General features: G+C 45.4%; 18 protein-coding genes, 1 other RNA gene and 1 pseudogene. 12 read left to right on the top strand and 8 right to left on the bottom strand.

Annotated elements, in window-relative coordinates; translation table 11 throughout:
• Positions 1-33: 33 nt before the first annotated feature.
• Both SHD_RS16460 and SHD_RS16455 read right to left on the bottom strand, forming a co-directional pair.
• Complete coding sequence (locus tag SHD_RS16460; RefSeq protein ID WP_039978568.1) at positions 34-444, bottom strand: type 2 periplasmic-binding domain-containing protein; 411 nt, start codon at positions 442-444, stop codon at positions 34-36.
• A 9-nt stretch (positions 445-453) separates the two neighbouring features.
• Complete coding sequence (locus tag SHD_RS16455) at positions 454-1,530, bottom strand: hypothetical protein (protein ID WP_023268164.1); 1,077 nt, start codon at positions 1,528-1,530, stop codon at positions 454-456.
• A 458-nt stretch (positions 1,531-1,988) separates the two neighbouring features.
• Between SHD_RS16455 and SHD_RS16450 the strand changes: the two genes are divergently transcribed.
• The 5 genes from SHD_RS16450 to SHD_RS16430 all read left to right on the top strand — a co-directional run bounded on the left by SHD_RS16450 (position 1,989) and on the right by SHD_RS16430 (position 8,453).
• Positions 1,989-3,128: a transglutaminase-like domain-containing protein gene (locus SHD_RS16450; RefSeq protein WP_039978567.1), complete on the top strand. Its 1,140-nt coding sequence runs from the start codon at positions 1,989-1,991 to the stop codon at positions 3,126-3,128.
• A 16-nt stretch (positions 3,129-3,144) separates the two neighbouring features.
• The gene (locus tag SHD_RS16445) at positions 3,145-3,462 is read left to right on the top strand and encodes a membrane protein (RefSeq protein ID WP_039978607.1); all 318 of its coding nucleotides are present in this window, start codon (positions 3,145-3,147) and stop codon (positions 3,460-3,462) included.
• A complete protein-coding gene (locus SHD_RS16440; RefSeq protein WP_023268160.1) occupies positions 3,459-3,761 on the top strand; it encodes a heavy-metal-associated domain-containing protein in 303 nt (100 codons plus the stop codon). The genes SHD_RS16445 and SHD_RS16440 overlap by 4 nt, the downstream gene beginning before the upstream one ends.
• A gap of 747 nt (positions 3,762-4,508) precedes the next feature.
• The gene (locus SHD_RS16435; protein WP_039978566.1) at positions 4,509-6,746 is read left to right on the top strand and encodes a hypothetical protein; all 2,238 of its coding nucleotides are present in this window, start codon (positions 4,509-4,511) and stop codon (positions 6,744-6,746) included.
• Positions 6,747-6,755: 9 nt separating this feature from the next.
• The gene (locus SHD_RS16430; RefSeq protein ID WP_039978565.1) at positions 6,756-8,453 is read left to right on the top strand and encodes a toxin-antitoxin system YwqK family antitoxin; all 1,698 of its coding nucleotides are present in this window, start codon (positions 6,756-6,758) and stop codon (positions 8,451-8,453) included.
• A gap of 253 nt (positions 8,454-8,706) precedes the next feature.
• Here SHD_RS16430 and SHD_RS16425 read toward each other — a convergent pair whose 3' ends face one another.
• The 5 genes from SHD_RS16425 to smpB form a co-directional block, all read right to left on the bottom strand.
• Positions 8,707-11,670: a DEAD/DEAH box helicase family protein gene (locus tag SHD_RS16425; RefSeq protein WP_023268157.1), complete on the bottom strand. Its 2,964-nt coding sequence runs from the start codon at positions 11,668-11,670 to the stop codon at positions 8,707-8,709.
• A gap of 3 nt (positions 11,671-11,673) precedes the next feature.
• Entirely contained in the window at positions 11,674-12,252 is a 579-nt protein-coding gene (locus SHD_RS16420) for a class I SAM-dependent methyltransferase (protein WP_023268156.1), read from the bottom strand.
• Between the two features lie 121 nt (positions 12,253-12,373).
• Positions 12,374-12,934 carry a hypothetical protein gene (locus SHD_RS16415; protein WP_039978564.1) on the bottom strand — a complete coding sequence of 187 codons (561 nt, stop codon included), beginning with the start codon at positions 12,932-12,934 and terminating at the stop codon, positions 12,374-12,376.
• Between the two features lie 236 nt (positions 12,935-13,170).
• Positions 13,171-13,525, bottom strand: a transfer-messenger RNA (tmRNA) gene (gene ssrA, locus SHD_RS21680).
• 72 nt (positions 13,526-13,597) lie between these two features.
• Positions 13,598-14,089 (bottom strand): SsrA-binding protein SmpB, encoded by a 492-nt coding sequence (gene smpB / locus SHD_RS16410; protein WP_023268154.1) that lies wholly within the window; start codon positions 14,087-14,089, stop codon positions 13,598-13,600.
• 253 nt (positions 14,090-14,342) lie between these two features.
• Here smpB and SHD_RS16405 point away from each other — a divergent pair, with 253 nt between their 5' ends.
• Both SHD_RS16405 and SHD_RS16400 read left to right on the top strand, forming a co-directional pair.
• Positions 14,343-14,780, top strand: a complete 438-nt coding sequence (locus SHD_RS16405) for a type II toxin-antitoxin system RatA family toxin (RefSeq protein ID WP_023268153.1) — start codon at positions 14,343-14,345, stop codon at positions 14,778-14,780.
• The gene (locus SHD_RS16400) at positions 14,770-15,105 is read left to right on the top strand and encodes an RnfH family protein (RefSeq protein ID WP_011623525.1); all 336 of its coding nucleotides are present in this window, start codon (positions 14,770-14,772) and stop codon (positions 15,103-15,105) included. Before SHD_RS16405 ends, SHD_RS16400 begins: the two co-directional genes overlap by 11 nt.
• 75 nt (positions 15,106-15,180) lie before the next feature.
• Here the strand turns inward: SHD_RS16400 and SHD_RS16395 are convergent, their stop codons facing one another.
• Entirely contained in the window at positions 15,181-15,672 is a 492-nt protein-coding gene (locus tag SHD_RS16395; protein WP_039978606.1) for an outer membrane protein assembly factor BamE, read from the bottom strand.
• A 406-nt stretch (positions 15,673-16,078) separates the two neighbouring features.
• On the opposite strand from SHD_RS16395, the gene SHD_RS16390 reads away from it, so the two are divergent.
• The 5 genes and pseudogenes from SHD_RS16390 to SHD_RS16370 all read left to right on the top strand — a co-directional run bounded on the left by SHD_RS16390 (position 16,079) and on the right by SHD_RS16370 (position 21,209).
• On the top strand, positions 16,079-16,870 hold the full coding sequence (locus SHD_RS16390; RefSeq protein ID WP_039978563.1) for an SAM-dependent methyltransferase: 792 nt from the start codon (positions 16,079-16,081) through the stop codon (positions 16,868-16,870).
• Between the two features lie 44 nt (positions 16,871-16,914).
• A pseudogene (locus SHD_RS16385) lies at positions 16,915-17,121 on the top strand (hypothetical protein); the annotation flags it as partial.
• A 93-nt stretch (positions 17,122-17,214) separates the two neighbouring features.
• On the top strand, positions 17,215-17,430 hold the full coding sequence (locus SHD_RS16380) for a hypothetical protein (RefSeq protein ID WP_023268149.1): 216 nt from the start codon (positions 17,215-17,217) through the stop codon (positions 17,428-17,430).
• A 48-nt stretch (positions 17,431-17,478) separates the two neighbouring features.
• A complete protein-coding gene (locus SHD_RS16375) occupies positions 17,479-19,218 on the top strand; it encodes a tetratricopeptide repeat-containing diguanylate cyclase (RefSeq protein WP_023268148.1) in 1,740 nt (579 codons plus the stop codon).
• Positions 19,219-19,439: 221 nt separating this feature from the next.
• Positions 19,440-21,209, top strand: coding sequence for a monovalent cation:proton antiporter-2 (CPA2) family protein (locus SHD_RS16370; protein WP_023268147.1), 1,770 nt, complete (start codon positions 19,440-19,442; stop codon positions 21,207-21,209).
• The last annotated feature ends 8 nt before the right edge of the window (positions 21,210-21,217 follow it).

Here is a 21,217-nt window from a genome sequence, read left to right as displayed (position 1 = left end):
AAACGGTGCCGGAGCATGCTCCGGCACTCCAACTTAAAATTCGGCAACGACTTTGACCGAATCATTGGCCTCACTACTATCAATATAGCCAATAATATTGGGGTTTGAAGAAACAAGTTTGATCATTTCTGCCCCACTAGTGACTTCTTTGGGCGGTGTTCCTTTACCGGTAAATACTTTTTGTGACCAATAGGATTTGAGTTGACTCGAAGACTTACCTAAGACTTTAGAATCAAAGGTTTCTCTTAACGGTACTGCACTGTCTAAATTGACGGGGACAGCGGGAGCACCACCAGGGAATGTCTTTGTTTTTCCTAGGTAAATATTTTCAATGGCCTTTTGGTCAATTGTATCGCTATTGCTTGGATGGACGATGACGACCACGCCCGCAAATAATGGCATCGATACTAAACAAAGTAGGATTGAGCAAAGTAATTTTTTCATGTCTCTCTCCTAAAATACCAAGTCAACGCCGAGGCTGATTGATTGCGAGTCACCCGCTACCTTCATTCCTGGGCCGCCATCATCTTTTACGTCATCGTACTGAATTTTAAAGGCGGCGGAGGGATGGAAATCCCAACGTATACCCGCAGAAGTAGTGTGATGGACTTCACCACCTTCACCATCATTAAAGTCAGAATACGAGACATAAGGCATAACAGATTTTATGCGGTATCCCAATGTGACGAGATAAGTGTCTAGATTACTGCCATCTAGATCCAATCTATTCAGCTCAGATAAAAATAAGAAGTTGTTATAATCGATATTGACCGATAAGCCGTAAAATTTACCTGTTCTTTGTTTATTGCCATTCCATTCTTGTTGTACACCACCAATATAACGCTCATTGGTATATTGCATATGGGTTAAGCGAATATCCAACCAGTCACGATTTAATTGCACTACGATTCCACCAATATCTTTCCAAACTTCGCGAGTGTTCTCGAGAAAGAAGAAATCGGAGAGTAATTTATTGGGGTCACTATCTTCACTGCCGTAATAGACCTGTCCAGACATAGTCCATTCGCCAATAAGATAGTTATATAGTGCACTAACACCTGTGTAGTTAAATATTTGCCATGTGTAGTTGTCTGCTGGTGGACGGATCCAAGGGTAGGCGTAGCCTACGTCAAAAAAGTCACTGTAGTAGTACAGTGGTAGACGTTTCTTGCCCCCCTGTACTGTCCAGTGCTCATTGATTTCGTACGACAGATAAGCCCATTCAAAATCGGCTGAAAAGTCATCGGCTCCGCGGGAAACAACCTGAGCGGTTGCTGATAACCCTTCAAGTAAATCGGCAGAAAATTGAATACCAAAAAGTGTGTCGGGTTTAAAGCTGATATCTTCATCGTATGCGCCTACGAGTGGGTAATCAGCGAGGAAGGTTGGACCAAGATCAAACTCTGCAACGCCAGTGCCATCTATTACTCTACCCGCAACCACCGAGGCAAAACCCGAAATATTCACTTCGGCTTGGGCACTCGTGGCAAGTAAGAGAGAACAGAGACTGAATAACAGTTTATGTTTCATAGATTAACCTACTTTTGTAAGGTATGTGCATTTTTAAGCCTAGAATGAATGTGGATTTTTACCATTTTTTTTGGAACATTTTTGCAACAATCAAGTCTAAGTCTCATTTTCCTGCAGAGCTTCAGGGCTTTTTAACTTTTATTTTGATTTATTTGGTGTTTCGTCACTTTGTTCATGTATGACTTAAGAGGCTGTCGAGCTAAACATGCGCAAGTAACGTGTGACAACGTTTTTAAGAGTACAGAATTGACCAACTGTTAAACTCAATACCTTTGCGACAAAATGTCCCACTTGTCTTAACTATTCTTGCATTAATGTGCTCTTTAAGGCGTTTTTGGTACATCGATCTCATTCCCATTCACAACACTATTGAGGTGCAGATGGGACTTTCTATAATCGCTACCAAGTACTTTAGTGGTCTCTTTTTTTCTAATGCTCATCAACATAAGGAATGCCTAATGCAAAGACGTGATTTTTTGAAAGGTGCAGCGATTTTGTCGGCGGCGGGAACCGTGATGCCAGTGTTGGCGGCATCGACCCAAGCCAGTTCAATGGCCGATAAAGCCTGTGGCCGTCGCCGTTTTACTTTAACTAATACTTATCAATTAGTGGCGCCAGAGGGCTCATCGGGCGTAGTGAAGTTATGGGTTCCGTTGCCTGAAAACACGGCTTTTCAACAGGTTGAAAAACTTAATTTTAGCGGCACTTATCAAGATGCCTATATCAGTGCTAATAACCATTATGGTGCGAAAACCCTGTTTGCCACTTGGCCCGATGCCAAGGGTAAGATGACCCTAACACTAGAGTTAGTGATTGAAACCCAAGATTGGGAACCCCTTAAAAGTGGCGAGTTAACCCATTATCGTGCACCAGCTAAACCTGAGTATCCTGCCGATGTGTCGATTTACCTGAAACCAACCAAGCATATGCCAGTAGACGGTATTGTGAAGCAAACCGCGGATAAAATTGTGGGTAAAGAAACTGATCCGCTCAAACAAGCACAACTCATTTATAACTGGGTGAGTGCGAATATGTACCGTGATAACAGTGTGATAGGTTGCGGTAGTGGTGATGTGGCGGCGATTCTTGAAAGTGGCAAACTCGGCGGTAAGTGTACCGATATCAACTCAGTCTTTGTGGCGCTGATGCGCGCAGTAGGTGTGCCTGCCCGTGAAATGTTTGGTATTCGCTTAGGCCAAGCCATCAAAATGGGTAAATACTCCAAAAAAGCCTTTGGCAGCGCCGATGATAAGGGCTTTGCCGACGTGACTGGCGGTCAACATTGTCGTGCTATGTTCTATTTAGCGGGTTACGGCTGGCTGCCCGCCGATCCTGCGGATGTCACTAAAATGCGCCTCACCGAGAACAAGGAACATAGCGATCCTGCGGTGCAAGCGGTGAATGATTACCTGTTTGGTAACTGGGAAATGAATTGGGTTGGCTTTAACTATGGCCGCGACTTTGACTTATTCCCCGTGGCGGAGCAGACTCCACTGAACAATTTTGGTTATCCCTATGCCGAAGTGGACGGCGATCCTGTGAATTACTATGAGCCAAAAGTCTTCGCCTATGAGTACAAGTCAAGCGAGCAGCGCTAAACCACTGCTTGCCACCATGGCCGCCGCCGTTGTTGCGGCGGTTGCCTCTAGCCTTTGCTGCATCGCGCCCTTAATTTATTTAGTGTTTGGCGTGTCTGCGGCAGGGCTGTCGGGGTTATCGAGCTTAGCTTGGTTACAAGTGCCCATGTTGCTCCTATCAACAGGGTTGATTTTGCTGGGTTTTTGGCGTTTGTACTTTGCGAAAAAGCCGCTTTGCACAGGCAAGTTTAGTCGGGGACAAATGTTGCTTATCTATTGGCTTAGCGTGCCGATTGTGCTGGCATTCCAATTGTATCCCTTTGTTTTACCTTGGCTATTAGAGGTATTCGAATGAAGCCACTATCACGTATAGCACGACTCGTGCTCATCACCTCACTGGGGTTTACGCCATTCACTTGGGCGGATAACGTACAGGTAACACTCGATGTTAAAGGCATGACCTGCCCACTGTGCGTCACCGTCGTCAATCAAGCACTGCGCAAAACCGATGGTGTGATTAAAGCTAAGGCGAACCTGAAAACCGAGCAAGCCGTGGTCACGGTTGCCGAAGATTTTAACCTCGATAAGTTGATTACCGCCGTCGATGCCACAGGCTATAAAGGCACTATCAATAAGGTTGAAAAGCAGAGCTGATATTGATTTAGTACAGCTTCACTATTTAATCTAAAAAGCACAACTTAATGGGGTTGTGCTTTTTTGTTGGGAGCAATTAGGTGCTGAATTCTATCAAGCAAAACAATATTAATATTGAGTTTTTCACTCACACTGCAATGGTTAATGCCGATTAATTTACTACTTTTGACTGAATAAAATTTCTGGTTGTCGCAATGACTATTTTACTTGCAGCTGTAATATGCGATATAGACTCATTACATTATTAGTACAAATAAAACCAGTAACTAATTATGAGGGCCGGAATCTTATCAATACCCTTGAGCTAACGCATTTGAATAAGAAAAGAATCTAATGGCATGTTTACAAGGTGAATATTTATATTTTTGCTAAAATGTGTATGACTTTAAAAGTCTTTATCTCGACTTTAATTTGGGCTTGTAATAGATTTTTTAATACTATTAATGAACATATGTGATTATTTTGTTAGCATCAGCGTTGTTTTTTAAGGTGAGTTTGTCGCTACAGCCGTCATCGAACACTACTCATTTTAAGCTGCTGCAATCCTATTTTTAATACTTCAAAAGCTATTTTTACGGTCGAATTCTTCGTCTGCACAGAGCATTTTGAATGCGAAATTACCTTCTATATCCATCAATAACACAGCTTGCGAAGCTGGCGTGTCCAATAAAATCGCCGCAAAAATGTATTTATGTTCGATTAACAGGCATAATGCGGCGTTTTAATATTCAGATACAAGGAATAACCATGAAGTATTTGGTTAGCGTAGTTACATGTTTTCTATTATCAGCCTGCTCATTTGGCGATGCCGATGTGGAGTTTAAGCCGCAGAAAGGCGATGAGCGCGCGTATCAGGTGTATAGCACGGCCCTCATCTCGGTCGAAGCCGGTGGGCGTTCCGAAACGGTGAATACCACATCCCATCAATTGCTGCGTTATAAGGTGCTCGAGGCGGGTAAAAATAGCCGCTTCGAAGTGCACGTCGATTATATGAAAATGCGTGATGGTCAAGGGAGTGGCGTAAGCAGCGGTGAACGGGCTGAGCGAAATCCCGAAATGCATGCCATTTTCTCTCAGGGTTTTGAATTTACTTTAAATTTAGACGATGGCACGGTTAAAGAATTTAGTGCATTAAATAAACCCGCTTGGCAAGCCATGCTGGCAGAGCGCGGGCTTGAGCTTGAGCAGGAGCTTAAAAAACTCTTTAGTTCATCGGTCTTTATTAATGCAATACCCGCTAAAGAGGGGGCAGTGGTTATGCTTCCGGCCTATCAAGGCCATGCAAATTCAAAGCTTACCGTGTTAAAGGTCACTGATACTCATGTTTTGGCTCAAGTGGAAAGCGAAGGTGAGCAAGCCAAAATATACGGCCAACTAATGCTCGAGCGCGACCGCGGATGGCTCGTGCAGATGGGACTAGTGGCTGAGGTGCCCTTTGAGCGTTACGGCTTTAAGGGGACGATGCGCAGCAATGTGATTATGGTGCCTAAGGAGCGTGAGTTGGGCGACCTATCGCAGCGAGTGGCTTTTGATTACGATTTCCCACCGGGTGAATATGAAAAACAGCCCGAATTATCATTAGAAGAGGCCAATAAACCCTTAAGCCAAGAGGCGGTTTTTGCCTACGATGCGGGTTACTTTGACCTTTACGATGACCAACTTAGTCTTACCTATCAGCATGATTTTTCAGGTTTAAAAGCATCAGGAGAGTTTCGTCTAACCGATATTACGGCGCACAGTGCCGATGGTAGCGTTTTACCGCTACAACTCGATAAGATTTATCGCTTTAATTTCGCTGAAAAGGATGGTTTTTATAAATCCGTAGAACAACATTTACTCGTTGGCTGGAATGAGCCCTCAGAGCTGCTATCCCAAGTTGTTGAGTTTCGCGCAAAGGCCCATTATCAGGGCGCTAAGCTGGTTAAACTGGCATTAACACCCGATCCAAACAAAACGGTGTCCATGCAGTATAAAGATTTACAGCTGGAATTTGCCCCTATCCCCGATAAGCCTTTTTCTTATGTGCTGACATCGCGCGATCCAACCCATAAATCTTGGTTAGCGGGGCGATTTGACGGTGCCGAAGGTGCCATGATGAAGTACCAATCGCCGTCGGTAGAAGGGCCTGCTTGGTTAACTGCAGCCGAACGGAATATGCTGGGGTTAGCTGCATCGATGCAATTTGAACCCATCACCTTCTTTAGTTTTCCGGCCGAGCCGCCAACGCTAACCATCTATGTCAATACTCCGGATGAGAGCCGTGAGTTGACCAAAAATGTTCGTTTTATTCCGATGATGGATTACATGAAGAACGTTGCTTATCCCCCAGTGGATCAGCGCACGCTTTACCGTGATGATATGTATGCGAGCTACAATGAAGCGCCGCAAGAGACATTAGCTGCGGACCCCGCCTTAGTCGAACCCCAAATGGTGGCTAAGTATGGTGTGAGCCTACAGTTAAGCACCGAGCAAGCTGCCGTGTGTTCGCTAACTGTGGTGGATGCGCCCCAAGTTGACGGTCACAGCTTGCAATGGACGCAGATCAAATCCGAAAACAGTATGGCGGAACACCTTGAGAAGACAGTTCTATATCAACTCACCAGTGCCGATAGGATCCGTCGCAATTTTTACGATATTAAAGTCAGTAGCGCCTTGAGTTGTAGCGGTACACCCGAATGGCAATCGCTTGCGTATCAACCTAAGCAAGGTTGGTTGATTGATACCACTCAATTGCCAGAACTCGATACCACGCAAACAGTGGGCGAGGTGATGCGTCGTTATCGTTTTTTAAATGCGCAGAAGATTCCACTCGCGCCTTTTATGTCGGCTGAGCGCGACGATTTTTATCAACGTCCGTTACAGCAAGTGTTGCATCAAGACCGATGGTTGGAGCTGCAAGGGCGAGTGCAAGCGATTGAATACCTGAAGGTTAGCGGCGAGCCCGTTAATAAACAGTGGGTTACTACATTTCCTGCGCTGCCTTAAGGAACTGATATGAGAGCCTTATTACTATTATCTGTACTATTCATGTCGTTTAATGTGTTGGCTGATCGCATCTTACTCGACCAACAATGGCTGCCAAGCGAGGTGCCAGGTGAAGCGATTTACTACCAGAAACAGCAAGCGATTGAGCAAAATGGCGTGTGGCCAGTAGCGCTTTTTTATGTAGAGACGGATAAACCCGTTTTTAAGGGGACAGTCAACGGCCCCAATTTAGCGGAGAGTGCTATTGTCGGTGATTTCGAATTTTATCACCCTAATGGTCAACTCTCTCGCAAAGGGCGTAGCGATGCACAGGGGCGTTATCAGGGAATGCATCTGTATTACTGGGAAGATGGCACACGCTCGGGTGAGTACCAATATCAGAATGGCAGGCTTCATGGGGAGCAAAAACGTTTTCACACCAATGGTCAATTACGCGATCATAAACATTATGTGAATGGTGTAGAGTCTGGATTAGCGCAAGGTTATTTTGACAATGGCCAACTGCAAACACGAGTCACCTATGGCGCTAACGGTATGGAAGGCTTATATGAAAGCTTCCATAGCAATGGTCAGCCAGAGCAAACCGTGAATATGGTGGCGGGAAAAAGAGAAGGCGAGCGCCTTTACTGGGCAAAAGAAGGCTGGTTATTCACTAAAGAATTTTACATCAAAGGAAAATTACACGGTGAAGTGTTAGTTTATCAAGCCGCTGATGTGCCTCGAGAAATTAAACATTATCAGCATGGTAAGCAGGTAGGAAACCAACAGCGTTTTGATCAGCAAGGGCGGTTAGTTGAGCAACAAGTCTATGATAAAGAGGGTCGTGAAATACAAAATACGGCCTATGATAATGCGGGTAATGTTACGACCCAAACTGACACGCAATATCTGGCCAAAGGTCGACTGACTACGCAAAAACGTTTCGATGCAACAGGAGCATTAACCTATCAATATCAGCGTGATACCGTGAAGGACTGGAGTCTGCTTCAGCGTTTTACTGCCACTGGTGAATTAATCGGACGTGAAGAACAACTCAAAGGGCGCTACGAAGGCGTATATATCGGCGATGGCTGGAATGGCTATATAAGACGGATAAACTACAGCAAAGGTGAAATGCACGGCGCATATCGTGAAGATAACGCCTTAGACGGCGGGTTTGTTACTGGGCAATATCACTTCGGCACAAAAGTTGGCAAGTGGGTAACAAAAAATGCTGATATGACCCGTAATGAGCAGTTTAATCAACAAGGCCAGCTTAATGGCGAACAGATTGAAATTGCCGCCGATGGCACGGTAATGCATCAAGCGTTTTACAAAAACGATAAGTTACATGGTGCATATTTACAGCGTGACTTTGATAAACAAATTCAGGCCAAAGGACAGTATGTTAATGGCCAGCGTGAAGGCAAATGGCTAGTCGATGAAAGTAGCTACAATCAGGTCAAGTTATGGCATGGGCAGTATCGGGCTGGGCACGAAGTCGGTCAATGGCAAGCTTTCTCCGTTAATGGCCACTTATTAGGACAAAAGCAATATGATAATAAAGGCCAATTGCAAGGCAAAAGCTACAGCTTTAACGAAGATGGCAGCTTAGAGCGAAGCGAGGAGTTCGTTGATAACCAATTACACGGCAAGTTGGTGTACTACTTCAACGGCGAAGCCTCATCCGAGTACCATTATCAAAATGGTGTCGATGTGGGGGAATAACGTATGAAACTCACTTTGAGCTTTTTTTAATTCAGTTGAGTGTTTACCTATTTGCATAACATACTAATTTTGCATGCATTTCATCCTTATCCCTTCGTAAAACCTATGGATGGTCAAAGGCAAGGTAAATTAGAAAACTGCGTTGGCTGTGGTGATCAATTTTCAACTAGATAAATTGACCACCGCTGCTGATGCCTCGAACTACAAGGTCGTCATCAGCTCAAGCGAGGCGTTCGAGTAAGAACTTAACACACTAATTTTGTCTTTCTAGGACGGCTTTTAAGCGCGCAAAGGTTTTCATTGAGTCCGTGGCTAACATCGTTTGATACGCCGGATTTTGGGCATGCAACTCATATTGATTCGACGCTGTTTTTCTAACAACGCGGAGCAAATACTGGTTATCACCCGTATCGTCTTGGGTTTCAATTGCCATGGTCAGGTTTGAGATAGACCCTGCACTTTCTGGCGTGACCCATTCCAGCAGCAATAAATCGCCATCTTGAATTGGATTTTTACCCCCATTCATCGAATTGCCAGATGCGGGGGCAACAAAGTGCCGTTTGGGATCAAGTAAACCGTAACCAGCGGGGACGCAATAGTGCTCGGCATTTTGTGCTGAACCATGCTTAAAGTGGCCACAGGCGATTTTCAGTTCAGGATAGAAGGGTAACAATGTTCCTTCTGTTGATGGTGTTGACTCAAAAGGTAACACCTGCGCCAGTGGTTTTGCTGCCGTGTTGGTATTTTTGGTGTTGTTAGTGCTGGCATTGCTCGTGTTCACCGTGGCTTTTTGCTGCGGTCGCTGCACATATTGTGCTAAACGCAAATCGACTAGCTCTTGTACCCAGTCATGCAGTAGTTCGATATCCGCTTCATCTATTGCAAATGTCGCCACAAAACGCTGCATAGCGTCTATTTGAAACCACGGCGGTGTTTTACTGTTGGCCTTTGTAAAAGCCTTAATTGGATTGTCTTTCCAATAAGTTAGCCAGCCTTTATCCTGAGCCTTAAATTGCTTGGCGGCCTGCGTTAATTCCTGCGCCATTAAATCGGGGCGGCGACAAAATACGGCATGGCTACGCTCGGCAAGTGCCGCAAGCGTGGGCGGATTGCGCAAACCATCAAGTTCGAGCAGGGCTTCGAGCAAAATGGCTTTGAAGGATTTTGTCATGGTGGTGGTTTCAACTCCATGCAGCAAAAAATCACCATAACGCGTCACCATGTCCGAGAAGCGCGGCTCAGCCTCTTGGCTGGCTACGAGGTGAAACCAGCTTTGTGCTTGTTGACGCACTTTATTCATCTCAATCCCGTGATGGTAAAACTCGCTGGCGGTGGGACGATGGGCTAACTGGTTTGCAAGTTGTTGATATTCTTCTTGTACAGAAAAGCGCAACCGTTTAACTAAGCTTTGCCAAAACTCAATCAGTTCCAGATCAAAATTGACATGGCAACCTTTGGGCAGCGCGTTGACTTGATTGAGATTTTTTAATACTTCCCGCAGACTGCCAAGGTTGTATAGCGTTGTAGGCCGATTTAAAAATGACTCGTGATTACCAATAAAATCAAGCACAACCAGTTTTTGCTTTTGGGTTTGATGGCTAAGACGCAAGCCTCTACCTAACTGCTGCAAAAACAGGATTTTTGACTCGGTGGGTCGGATCATCAAAATGGTATCAATCGCTGGCAGATCCGTGCCTTCATTAAATAAATCGACTGAGAAAATAACCTCTATACGTCCTTGCGCTAACCATTGCAGTGCTTGATTGCGGCGCACTTTTGAGTCGCTGTAAACGGCGATGGCGTTAATGCCTTTGTTGGTGAAATACTTCGCCATAAAGTCAGCATGTTTTTTAGAGACGCAAAAGGCTAAGGTGCGAGTTTGCTTACTTTGTTGCCAATGATGCAGAACATGGGCTGCGCGGCGTTGGGTGGCAAGGGCATTATCCAAAGCATCGGGATCAAATTTGCCGTTTCGCCAAGGGATGTCTTGATAATTGACCGCTTGATCGTAAATGCCGTGATAATCAAACGGCACCAGTAATTTCCCATCAATGCCATGCACTAGGTTGCGTTCAAACACTAGGTTGTTATCGCATAAACTAAGGATATCCGCTTGATCCGAACGCTCTGGTGTGGCGGTTAAGCCAAGGAGAAATTGGGGACGAAAGTAGGCCAGCAGTTGACGGTAGCTTTTGGCCGCTGCGTGATGGAATTCGTCCACCACAATATAATCGAAATGATCGGCAGCAAAGTGCTGTAGATGCTGTTGCTTGCCAAGGGTGGCTACCGAGGCAAACAGGTAGTCCGCGTTTCTATCTTGATTCAATCCATTGTACGAACCTGTTTTTACCTCAGGCACCAATTGATTAAAGGTCTTTTCCGCTTGAATAAGGATCTCTTCTCGGTGGGCAACAAACAGTACCTTTTTGGCCTCAGTTTGCAGGGTATCAAATGCGGCCAACCAGGTTTTGCCCATGCCCGTTGCTAGAACCACTAATCCTCTGGTGAAACCCTGTTCACGGCTCGCCTTCAGTGCTGCTAATGCCTCCATTTGTACCGCATTGGGCGTGGGTGGCTCGATATGTTCTTGTTCTTCGTAAAGACTAACGGCGGCAATACTCCGTTGTTGCTTAGTGTGTTGGTAGCGGCCAAGGTAACTGTCGATCCACTCATGGGTCAGCGACTGACTCTGATTGTGGTTAAAAATGGCCTCAAACTGCTTACGGATATGGGCAAACTCAAGCGCCGCGGGTGAGGTGAGTGGCAGCTCAAAATCATGGCGTAATGCCCATTCATGGCTGTGTAATAACGCAGTTTTACTGATGTTATTAGAGCCAATCCATGCGCAACCTTCGATTATTTCATCCTGCTCGCTACGGATAAAAATGTACGACTTCATATGAAAGCTTTGATGGCCGCACACAAATATTTTGCACTTGGCACCACGTTCGGCCAGTAGCATTAAACGGCGCAGGGCAACAGGATGGGTGATAGAGAGATAATCCGATGTTAGCAGTTTTAAACTCGCACCACTTTGAAGGGCATCGAGCAGCGGATCAAATAGTAAATCGAGACCTGATGGTTGGATAAAAGAGACGGAAATTTCGATTTCACTGGCGTGATTAATGGCTTGGATCAGCCTTGGTAGCAAGGGATCGTTTGCCCCGCCATAGGACAGTTTTTTGCCTGAGTAGAGTGAGGTTTGTTGTTCGATCATGGTTTACTGCTTAAGGAGTACTGCATTGAGCCACTGTTCGTTTTCACGTCCTACGCGTAAATCGGTTGTTAGCCAGACTTTATCAATCGCAAGTGGCAAACCAGTTAATAGCTCGGCTAAGAGTGCTTCATCGCAGTGGGTAAAGCTGCGGCCGTCACGTTCGACTTCACCCTGTCCATATTTGAATGAACAGTAAAATGCACCGCCCGATTTCAACATACTGGCAAGATGCGCGAAGGTATCTGGTAGTGAGGCTTTTGATACATGCAGCAGCGAGGCACAGGCCCAAATGCCGTCATATTGCTGAGTCGATGTGAACTTCATAAAGGTGGCAACCCTAACAGGCTTGCCTAGCAACTGCTGCGCTAGCGTGGCAAGTGCTTCACTGGCATCAAATGCATCGACGTGAAAACCAAATTCGATCAAACGTTTACTGTCTCGACCTGAACCGCAACCCGCATCAAGCACGCTGCCGCCTTTAGGTAAGTAAGGGGTAAATTGTTCAAGTAGGGAGGTAGAATCAACTTCTACGGTCGAGGCATAAAACGAGCTGGCGTTCTGGTTATAAAAATCGATGGACATAAACACTCCTTATCTAGCTGTCGATAGTAGCGTTTTAGTCTTTATTGTTCAATGTGTTGCATTGCTGTGGTTAACAGTTTCTACATTCTGTAAAAATGCAGTTGCTGTTATCATTTTTACCTCATTTTTTGGGGAGTGTTATTAGCGCTTCTAGGGTGAGCTTTTTAGGTATACGTCTGTTATTAATCGTATTTAACCAAACAATTTGCGAGCTGTTTTCTGGGCCAATACTAATGTGGATGGGGTTGTCATCACCATAATAATAAAGTCGATCAAAGGGCAAATGGCTCGCGACCCAAATAGCTACTGCTTGCGATGAGGTGTTGTTTACCCGTAAATCCATTGCAGCACCGAGGCGAGGGCAGATAGGCTTGCCCTTGGAATTGAGCTCATAGGCAGCATGTTGGTCTAACGTTGGGGCGATTCTTGGGGAGGTATTTTTGCGGATTAAACTTCTAAGTTGTTGCCCACAAAATCCAAACGTGAGTTCTACTGAGCCAAAGTGGTCTGTAATGGGGTCGAGTATTTCTTTCGCGAGTTTTTGGTAGGCTTCCCAGCTTTGCGTTTGCATGGGTAGGTTATCGTATTTGGCCTTGTGCCAGGTTTCGCCACAGTGAAATAAATCTCTAAATCGATAGTAACGGCTACAGTATTCGTTAAGTTTTGGGTTTGGACTTATCATCTTTATTTTCAACAAGTAGCGACTAAACCTCATATGGTTACTTTGAGGCTTAAGTGCTATTTATGCAACTCACTTTACCGATGAGAAAGTGCTGAAAATAGATGATTTCTTACTAGGAGGATTTAAGTAGAACTTAGATTGATAGCGGTATGAAGATAATGTGGGCATTGTGTGGCCATTTTGCCGCCACTAAAAAGAAAAAGGACTTAGCATTTCTGCTAAGTCCTTGTTTTATTTGGTGGAGGCGGCGGGACTTGAACCCGCGTCCAGAAAACCTACATCCAAGGCGCTACATGCTTAGTCTTTCTATTGTTTAACCGTTTGAACTCCGAAAGACAGGATCCCACACGGTGAGTCCGGTACTGTTTCGCGGTTCACCCCCGGACAGGGTTCCCTCGCTAGCACGATGTGAGATGACCATCAAATCCACTGCCCATGTGCGAAACGTGTGGTAGATGGCTAGCGGCATTAAGCGGCTAGAGCGTAGTTATCGTCGTTTGCAACTATAACTTTGCGGCTTTTAACGAGGCCAACCGCCCCTCGGCATGCTCCCAGGGTTTCGTGAATCCTGTCGAATCCAGAATCGCCCCCAAGAAAGTTGATTGTAACTCGTAGCGTGGCGATAACCTAGTATCATTTGCTGCAAGTTCAATCGTTTGTTCATTATCCGCGCGTTTTTTCCTTTTTCATTACGCGGGCTTTTTCAACTTGCCACTCACGCGCTTTAGTATCTTCACGCTTGTCGTGGTCTTTTTTGCCTTTACCTAGGCCGATTTCCACTTTGACCCATGCCCCTTTACGCCAGTACATGGAGATGGGGATAATCGAGTAGCCTTGACGTTCCACTAAACCTGCTAGTTTGTCTAACTCTTTACGACTTAACAGTAATTTTTTGAGTCGTATAGGGTCACACACCACATGGGTGGAGGCGGTATTGAGCGGAATAATGGTACAGCCGTGCATAAAGGCTTCGCCATTTTTTAAGAAGACGTAGCAGTCCGATAGGTTCACTTTACCCATGCGGATAGACTTCACTTCCCATCCCATGAGGGAAATGCCAGCTTCCATTTTTTCTTCGAAACGGTATTCGAAGGTTGCGCGCTTATTACGTGCGATCGTCGCAGGCGCGGCTTTTTTTGAGTTTTTCTTTACCATAGTGGCGCCATTATACGCACGGTGAATCAATTTGAAATGGATATAAGGGTTTATTTGAGCTATTTCAAGCCTTCATTAATTCATTGCTGGTTTTTTGTACGGTTTTGCTTAGTCATCATAGGGATATGTGAGGGGTGCGTTTTTTAAGTATCGTGGTAGAATCCAAACCAATTTTGTTAGCTTCCCTAGAGAGTAGGGCGCGCGGAGTTCGCTTGAGACAGCGTGTTTACTTAGATTGAGAGTGCCAAGCCCTATGCCGCAGATTTCTCGAAGTGTGTTAGTTCGTTTTAGTGCGATGCAAATGTATGATTTAGTCAATGATGTTGAGTCGTACAAAGAGTTTTTACCCGGTTGTGTTGGCGGTAAAGTGCTTGAGTTTGATGGTAAAACCATGCTGGCCTCGGTCGATGTGAGTAAGGCGGGGATCCGTAAGACCTTCACCACGCGCAATCAGGTGGTGCCGGGAAAGAGTATCGAGTTAAGACTTGAAAATGGGCCTTTTAAACACTTATTCGGCCAGTGGCGTTTTACCGAGTTGACTGAAGATGCCTGTAAGGTGGAGTTTGACTTAAATTTCGAGTTTTCCAGCTCATTGGTCGATATGGCTTTTGGTAAAGTGTTTAATGATCTTATGGTGTCTATGGTGACGGCGTTTACCAGCCGCGCTAAGGTAATTTACAGTGACAAATGAAGCAGATAAGTTCGTCGTCGATGTTATTTATGCACTGCCGACTCAGCAAAAGGTGATTTCGGTTAGCGTATTGCCCGGCACGAGCGCGATTGACATAGTGCGTCAGAGCAATATGGTGAGTTTTTTCCCTGAGATTGATTTAGAAACGGTAAAGCTTGGGGTGTTTAGCAATGTGGTTAAGCATGACCAAGTGATTTTACCCGGGCAGCGAGTAGAGATTTATCGCCCGCTGATTGCCGATCCTAAGGATGTGCGCCGTCGCCGTGCCGATAAGGCCAAGGATGAAGGTCGTGCCAATAAAGTGACCGGTGGACGGGTGTCTTAATCTGTCCGCAACACGAACAAACAAAAAGCGCCATGGGCGCTTTTTGTGTTTAAGGCTAGTGTTAAACCAGTATGCTTACTTGATAGGCTTTTGAACTTGCGCTTCGGTTTGATTTTCTTTCACTAATGGCTTTTCATCTGGGCGCTGTGCTGGCACGAGTGGCGCAGACTCAGCGGTGTTGGCCATAGGTAACTTACTCTGCTCAAGCGGCGTATTAAACTCTGGGCTTAATTCATAGTCGCCCTTCACTAAGCTTAATTTGTTGCCAGTAAAGTGCAGGATCAATTCTTTATGGGTAATGCTCGCATCACGGCCACTCTTATAGTGGTACACATAATACCAAGTGTCATCGGCAAAGCTGTCACGCAGTACTGGGCGACCAAGAATGTATTCGGCCTGCTCTTTGGTCATGTCGATACGCAACTTTTCAACCTGTTGCGGCTCCATGTAGTTGCCTTGCGGAATATCGGGCTTATAGATCAGCCAATCAAACACGCTACAGGCACTGAGCGAAACTGAGAGCGCAATGGCGCTCAGCAGGGTAAGACTTTGCTTTTTATTGATCATTGTATGCGCTACTTCTGAAAATCTGGCGGCCATCATACCCAAGCACTCCCCCTTATGACAAGGGTAATTGGGCGTTGCGGCGCTTATCGTTGCAATTGTGTGAGTTTTCGACCTAAGCGGCGCGTTTTAGTTCGCGATGAGTGAAGATTTTTATAATGAACACTGATTTACGGCGATTGGTACCTGTATCGCTTTTTATTTTATATGTACCGTGTAAGGCGGTAATTAGGTCAGTAAATTTTACCAAATGCAGTATTGTGCTGTGGCATTGTTAGCTAAATGTGGGTAGAGTTGTGAAAGTTTTTTGTTTTGATGATCTTAGCGATGATATTGGTTTTAGAGAACGTTATTTCAGCGCTTGAATTTATGTATTAATCCGCCGAGATCGCCTTTTTAGGAGAGACCATTGGGATCACTCGTTTGTGTGGGTACGGGGTTACAGCTCGCGGGGCAAATTAGCGTATTAAGCCGCAGCTATATTGAACATGCCGATATTGTATTTTCACTCTTACCCGACGGTTTTTCGCAGCGTTGGTTGACGAAGCTCAACTCCAATGTCATCAATTTGCAGCAGTTTTATGCGCAAAATGGTGAAGTTAAAAATCGTCGGGACACCTACGAGCAAATGGTCAATGCCATTCTCGATGCGGTGAGAGCGGGTAAAAAAACCGTGTGTGCACTCTATGGCCATCCGGGCGTGTTTGCCTGTGTATCCCATATGGCTATCACTCGCGCCAAGGCAGAAGGGTTTTCAGCCAAGATGGAGCCGGGGATTTCGGCCGAAGCTTGCCTGTGGGCCGACTTAGGGATTGACCCTGGCAACTCCGGGCATCAAAGCTTTGAAGCTAGCCAGTTTATGTTTTTCAACCATGTGCCCGATCCCACTACCCACTTATTACTCTGGCAAATCGCGATTGCGGGCGAACATACCCTAACCCAATTTCATACCTCGAGTGATAGGTTGCAGATCCTCGTGGAGCAGTTAAATCAATGGTACCCGCTCGAGCATGAGGTGGTCATCTACGAAGCGGCTAATTTGCCAATCCAAGCCCCGCGTATCGAGCGTTTACCTTTAGCGAATTTACCCCAAGCACACTTAACACCGATTAGTACGTTGTTAATTCCGCCAGCAAAAAAGCTGGAGTACAACTATGCTATTTTGGCTAAGTTAGGGATCGGTCCCGAAGATTTGGGCTAAATTGAAGTGTGATATTGAGTCATTATTAACAATAAGGAGAAAACATGTTTGCATTATCGGATTTTTTTACCCAGTTAGGCCAAGATGCGCAGTTAATGGAAGATTATAAGCAGAATCCACAGGTGGTAATGCTTGCTTATGGTTTAAGTATTGATGAAATTACTGCTGTCATGACGGGGGATATGAAAAAACTCAAAAGCTTAAGTGGAGAAGGCGATTACCAGTCTTTCTTACTGGTTAATCATGGTAACCGTTCTGAATACCACGAAAATGTTTTAAGTTCTGTTGACTCAAAGTTAAGTCTTTCTAGAGTCGGTATTATTTAAGCTAATAAAGGAATAAGCATGTCTGCATTATCGGATTTTTTTACCCAGTTAGGCCAAGATGCGCAGTTAATGGAAGATTATAAACAGAATCCTGAGGCGGTGATGCGTGCCCACGGATTAACTGATGAAGAAGTTAACGCTGTAATGACTGGGGATATAGAAAAGCTCAAAACGTTAAGTGGTGATAGTAACTATCAATCCTACCTTATTATTTCATGTGGTATTGGTGATTAATTGAAGCTTTTTAGTGTTTTCATGTCGGCAATCTTGTGCATATTCTGTATGCCCTTGATTGCTGCATCTATAAATTATGATGAAACACTCGCTAAGATTGAAACATTACAACATTCTGATTTACCTGCTGCTATAAACCTACTTAAAACAATTGAATCTGAATTTGGTTCTATGTCTCGCTTACAGCAGGGACGAGTTTTGCTCTTTAAAGGTGCAGCTTCTATTTATTCAGGACAGTATCAAACTGCTATTGAGTTATTGGGCCAATCAGAACCCTTACTCAAAGACTCGGAAATGCTATTTTCTGCATATAGTTATGAGGCAACAGCCTATATTGCTCTACGTCATTTCAATGATGCATTTATTGCAATGGGAAAGAGTCTTGGTTTAATCGAACGAATAGAGGACACAAATCTTAAACGTGCGTCTTACTTACGTTTAGCTAGCTTGTATTCGGCGATGGGGATCTCAGAGGAAGTTGCTACATATGCCACTAAAGCGCTTGCTCTTGCCTCCGAAAGTGATGTTAAAGATATTTGTGGGGCTAGGCTTTATCTATCAGTACATCAATTAGAGATAGCGTCGTATGTACAAGCATTTGATGAATTTAAGTCTACTCGTAGTTATTGTGAATCCAGTGGTTACCCACTAATTGCGAATATTGCATTAAAAGGTATGGGAGAATCGAGTCTTAGATTGAATGAGCCACAGCTTGCTATCTCTTACTTATTAGATTCTCTAAAGGGGTATGAATCATTTAATTTTGAGCTGGAGATTAATAGCGTACATGAGTTGCTCAGTGAAGCTTATTTGTTGTTGCAAGATTCTACGAAAGCTGAGTTACATGCTCAATATGTTATGAATCTTGTGGATGATTCTAGCAATACAGAGCTTAAGCACGGTGCATCACGTGTACTCGCTAAGATTTATGCTCAAAAACAGCAATTTGAGCAAGCCTACGAATACTCCAGAAAAGAGCAACATTATAATCAACTGATTTTTGATGAGTCGAGGATGAAAACCCTTGCTTATCAAGCGGCTAAGTTTAATGCCGATGAGCAGGCGCGTGAAATCAACTTGCTGAATAAAGAGCGCGAACTTTACATCGCTCAGCAAACGGTAAAAGAGCGTGAGTACACTAATATGCTGATGTTTATCACGATATTAGTGGGCGGGCTGTTTTTCCTCGCGATTTTGTTAGTCGTGGGCAATTTGCAAAAACGGCGTTTTATGCGCATGGCCAGAATGGATGCGCTGACGGGCGTGCTTAACCGTGGTGCGGGGCAAGATCTTGGCGAAAACTTGTTTGTGCAAGCCGCTGCCCGAGGGGGAGATTATTGTGTGATTTTATTCGACTTGGACCATTTTAAACGGATTAATGATTCCTACGGCCATGGTACGGGTGACTGGGCGCTGAAAAAAGTCGTGGAAGTATTAAAACCCCATGTCCGCAATGGTGATGTGTTTGCCCGGATTGGCGGCGAAGAATTTGCGTTGTTTTTGCCCTATGCCAATGAATCTAAGGGGATGGAAGTTGCCGAACAATGCCGAAGCCGGATTGAAGCCATTGATACGCATCTCTCGGGGCATAAATTTACTATCACCGCGAGCTTTGGGGTCAGCGGTATGACAACAGAAGACTTAAGCTTAGACCCTCTACTACACCGTGCCGATATGGCGCTGTATGCCGCAAAATCCAATGGCCGTAACAGTGTATTCTGTTATGAGGACGCTTTAGCCTCCGATAAACGCGCCACCAATATTACCAGTCAGTTGGCAAGGCAGTAGGATACGAGTTGTATTGTCTGTGTAACTGACTGTTTAGGTTAATGTAACGCGGTTTTCTTCTTTCGCTTTTTCGCTTATTTCTTGCATTTTCTCGATGATTTTTAGGTCAATTTTTCACACTTTTTCCTGCCTAACTAGAGTATGATTGCCAGCGGTAGCCGAAGCTTTTTTGCTTAAGGCTATACCTATTTTTTGCCTTTCGCTAACGTTGTGGAGCCCTAATGGAAGAGTCGAGTCTGCTCACTTCTGTACTGTTATTTTTATTGGCCGCGGTGATTTTTGTGCCCTTGGGCAAACGTTTTGGCGCAGGACCGATTCTGTCTTACCTCGCTGCTGGGGTGATTTTAGGCCCAGGAGGCATGGCGCTGGTGTCGGATCCCGCCGCCGTGCTGCATTTTGCCGAGCTGGGTGTGGTACTGATGCTGTTTGTGCTCGGGCTTGAACTCAATCCGAGCAAGTTATGGGAGCTGCGCAGCGCCATCTTTGGTCTCGGTAGTGGTCAGTTACTCCTTTCTTGGGCGGCAATTGGCGGTTTAGCCTGGGGATTTAGCTTATCCATTGAGGCAGCATTAGTGGTTGGCGCGGCGTTATCACTATCATCGACGGCCTTTGCGGTACAACTGATGAGCGAACATCGACTACTGACCACTCCGCTTGGCCGCGATGCCTTTGGGGTGTTGTTAATGCAAGATCTCGCCGTGATCCCCATGTTGCTATTAACCGCTTACCTTGCACCTAATTCGGCCCAGATTGAGCACCATGCGGTGCCATGGTATTGGACCTGCGTGGCCTTAGTGGGCTTTGTGTTAGTGGGCAAATATCTGTTACCGCGGGTACTTAAGCTTGTCGCCAGCAGCGGGGTTCGTGAGGTGTTAACCGCCTTTGCATTATTGCTGGTGATGGGTAGCGCCGAATTGATGGAGTGGTTAGGGCTGTCGGCGGGTATGGGCGCATTCTTAGCTGGAATTATGTTGGCTAACTCCAGCTACCGACATCAGCTCGAAACCGATATCGAACCTTTTAAGGGCTTACTGCTTGGGCTGTTTTTTATGGCGGTCGGCATGAGTATGGATCTCAAGCTGTTTTTAACCGATCCCTTACTTATCCTCGCGATTTTGCTGGGCATGCTGCTGATTAAGACTCTCGTGCTGATGCTCCTTGGCCGTTTACGGCACCATACATGGCGCCCGAGTATTGCTCTAGGCCTTATCTTGGCCGAAGGCGGTGAGTTTGCCTTCGTGCTGCTGTCGCAGGCGCAATTATCCAGCATAGTGGATGATAAAATCGCCCAAATCTTAGTGCTCGCCATCGGTTTATCCATGGCAGTCACACCGATGATTTTCACGCTTTTTAGAGCCACTAAACCTAAGGTGGTGGATACTCGTTTACCCGATACCATTAATGTGACTGAATCCGAGGTGGTCATTGCCGGATTTGGGCGGGTAGGGCAGATCACTGGGCGGATTTTAGCGTCATCGGGTATTCCATTTGTGGCCTTAGATAAAGATGCCAGCCATGTGGATGTGATCCGCAAATATGGCGGTGAGGTCTATTTTGGCGATGCCAGACGCTTAGATATGTTGATGTCTGCGGGGATTGCCCGCTCGCGCTTGTTGCTGCTGGCCGTTGATAATGTTGAGGATTCGATTGAAATTGCCCAGCAGGTAAAAACCCATTTCCCCCATATCAATATCGTCGCTCGGGCTCGTGACCGTAACCACGCCTATCGATTAATGAGCCTTGGGGTGACCGATGTGTTCCGTGAAACCTTTGGTTCGGCTTTGTCTGCCAGTGAGAAGATTTTGCAGGGCTTAGGCTTATCACAGGTGCAGGCCAATGAAAGGGTGAAGATTTTTGCCGAGCACGATAAAAAGCTGGTGATCGCTAGTGCTGCCCATCAACATGATTTAGCCAAGCTGATTGATTTATCCAATAAGGGTAAAGCTGAGCTGGAGTCGCTGATGCGTGGCGACCGGGAGAATGTCAGTTAAGCCTGCCA

The organism is Shewanella decolorationis S12, assembly GCF_000485795.1.
In the GTDB taxonomy this organism is placed as follows: Bacteria; Pseudomonadota; Gammaproteobacteria; order Enterobacterales; family Shewanellaceae; genus Shewanella; species Shewanella decolorationis.
Note: the sequence above shows the minus strand (reverse complement) of the source record. Positions and strands in the feature narration are given on the sequence as shown.

Bases quoted from the DNA above. Each gene is read 5' to 3' on its own strand.
- SHD_RS16435 (WP_039978566.1), top strand. From the start codon at position 4,509: ATGAAGTATTTGGTTAGCGTAGTTACATGTTTTCTATTATCAGCCTGC.
- SHD_RS16370 (WP_023268147.1), top strand. From the start codon at position 19,440: ATGGAAGAGTCGAGTCTGCTCACTTCTGTACTGTTATTTTTATTGGCC.
- SHD_RS16380 (WP_023268149.1), top strand. From the start codon at position 17,215: ATGTCTGCATTATCGGATTTTTTTACCCAGTTAGGCCAAGATGCGCAG.
- SHD_RS16375 (WP_023268148.1), top strand. From the start codon at position 17,479: ATGCCCTTGATTGCTGCATCTATAAATTATGATGAAACACTCGCTAAG.
- SHD_RS16395 (WP_039978606.1), bottom strand. From the start codon at position 15,672: ATGATCAATAAAAAGCAAAGTCTTACCCTGCTGAGCGCCATTGCGCTC.
- smpB (WP_023268154.1), bottom strand. From the start codon at position 14,089: ATGGTAAAGAAAAACTCAAAAAAAGCCGCGCCTGCGACGATCGCACGT.
- SHD_RS16420 (WP_023268156.1), bottom strand. From the start codon at position 12,252: ATGTCCATCGATTTTTATAACCAGAACGCCAGCTCGTTTTATGCCTCG.
- SHD_RS16415 (WP_039978564.1), bottom strand. From the start codon at position 12,934: ATGATAAGTCCAAACCCAAAACTTAACGAATACTGTAGCCGTTACTAT.
- SHD_RS16455 (WP_023268164.1), bottom strand. From the start codon at position 1,530: ATGAAACATAAACTGTTATTCAGTCTCTGTTCTCTCTTACTTGCCACG.
- SHD_RS16450 (WP_039978567.1), top strand. From the start codon at position 1,989: ATGCAAAGACGTGATTTTTTGAAAGGTGCAGCGATTTTGTCGGCGGCG.
- SHD_RS16445 (WP_039978607.1), top strand. From the start codon at position 3,145: ATGGCCGCCGCCGTTGTTGCGGCGGTTGCCTCTAGCCTTTGCTGCATC.
- SHD_RS16440 (WP_023268160.1), top strand. From the start codon at position 3,459: ATGAAGCCACTATCACGTATAGCACGACTCGTGCTCATCACCTCACTG.
- SHD_RS16430 (WP_039978565.1), top strand. From the start codon at position 6,756: ATGAGAGCCTTATTACTATTATCTGTACTATTCATGTCGTTTAATGTG.
- SHD_RS16405 (WP_023268153.1), top strand. From the start codon at position 14,343: ATGCCGCAGATTTCTCGAAGTGTGTTAGTTCGTTTTAGTGCGATGCAA.
- SHD_RS16460 (WP_039978568.1), bottom strand. From the start codon at position 444: ATGAAAAAATTACTTTGCTCAATCCTACTTTGTTTAGTATCGATGCCA.
- SHD_RS16425 (WP_023268157.1), bottom strand. From the start codon at position 11,670: ATGATCGAACAACAAACCTCACTCTACTCAGGCAAAAAACTGTCCTAT.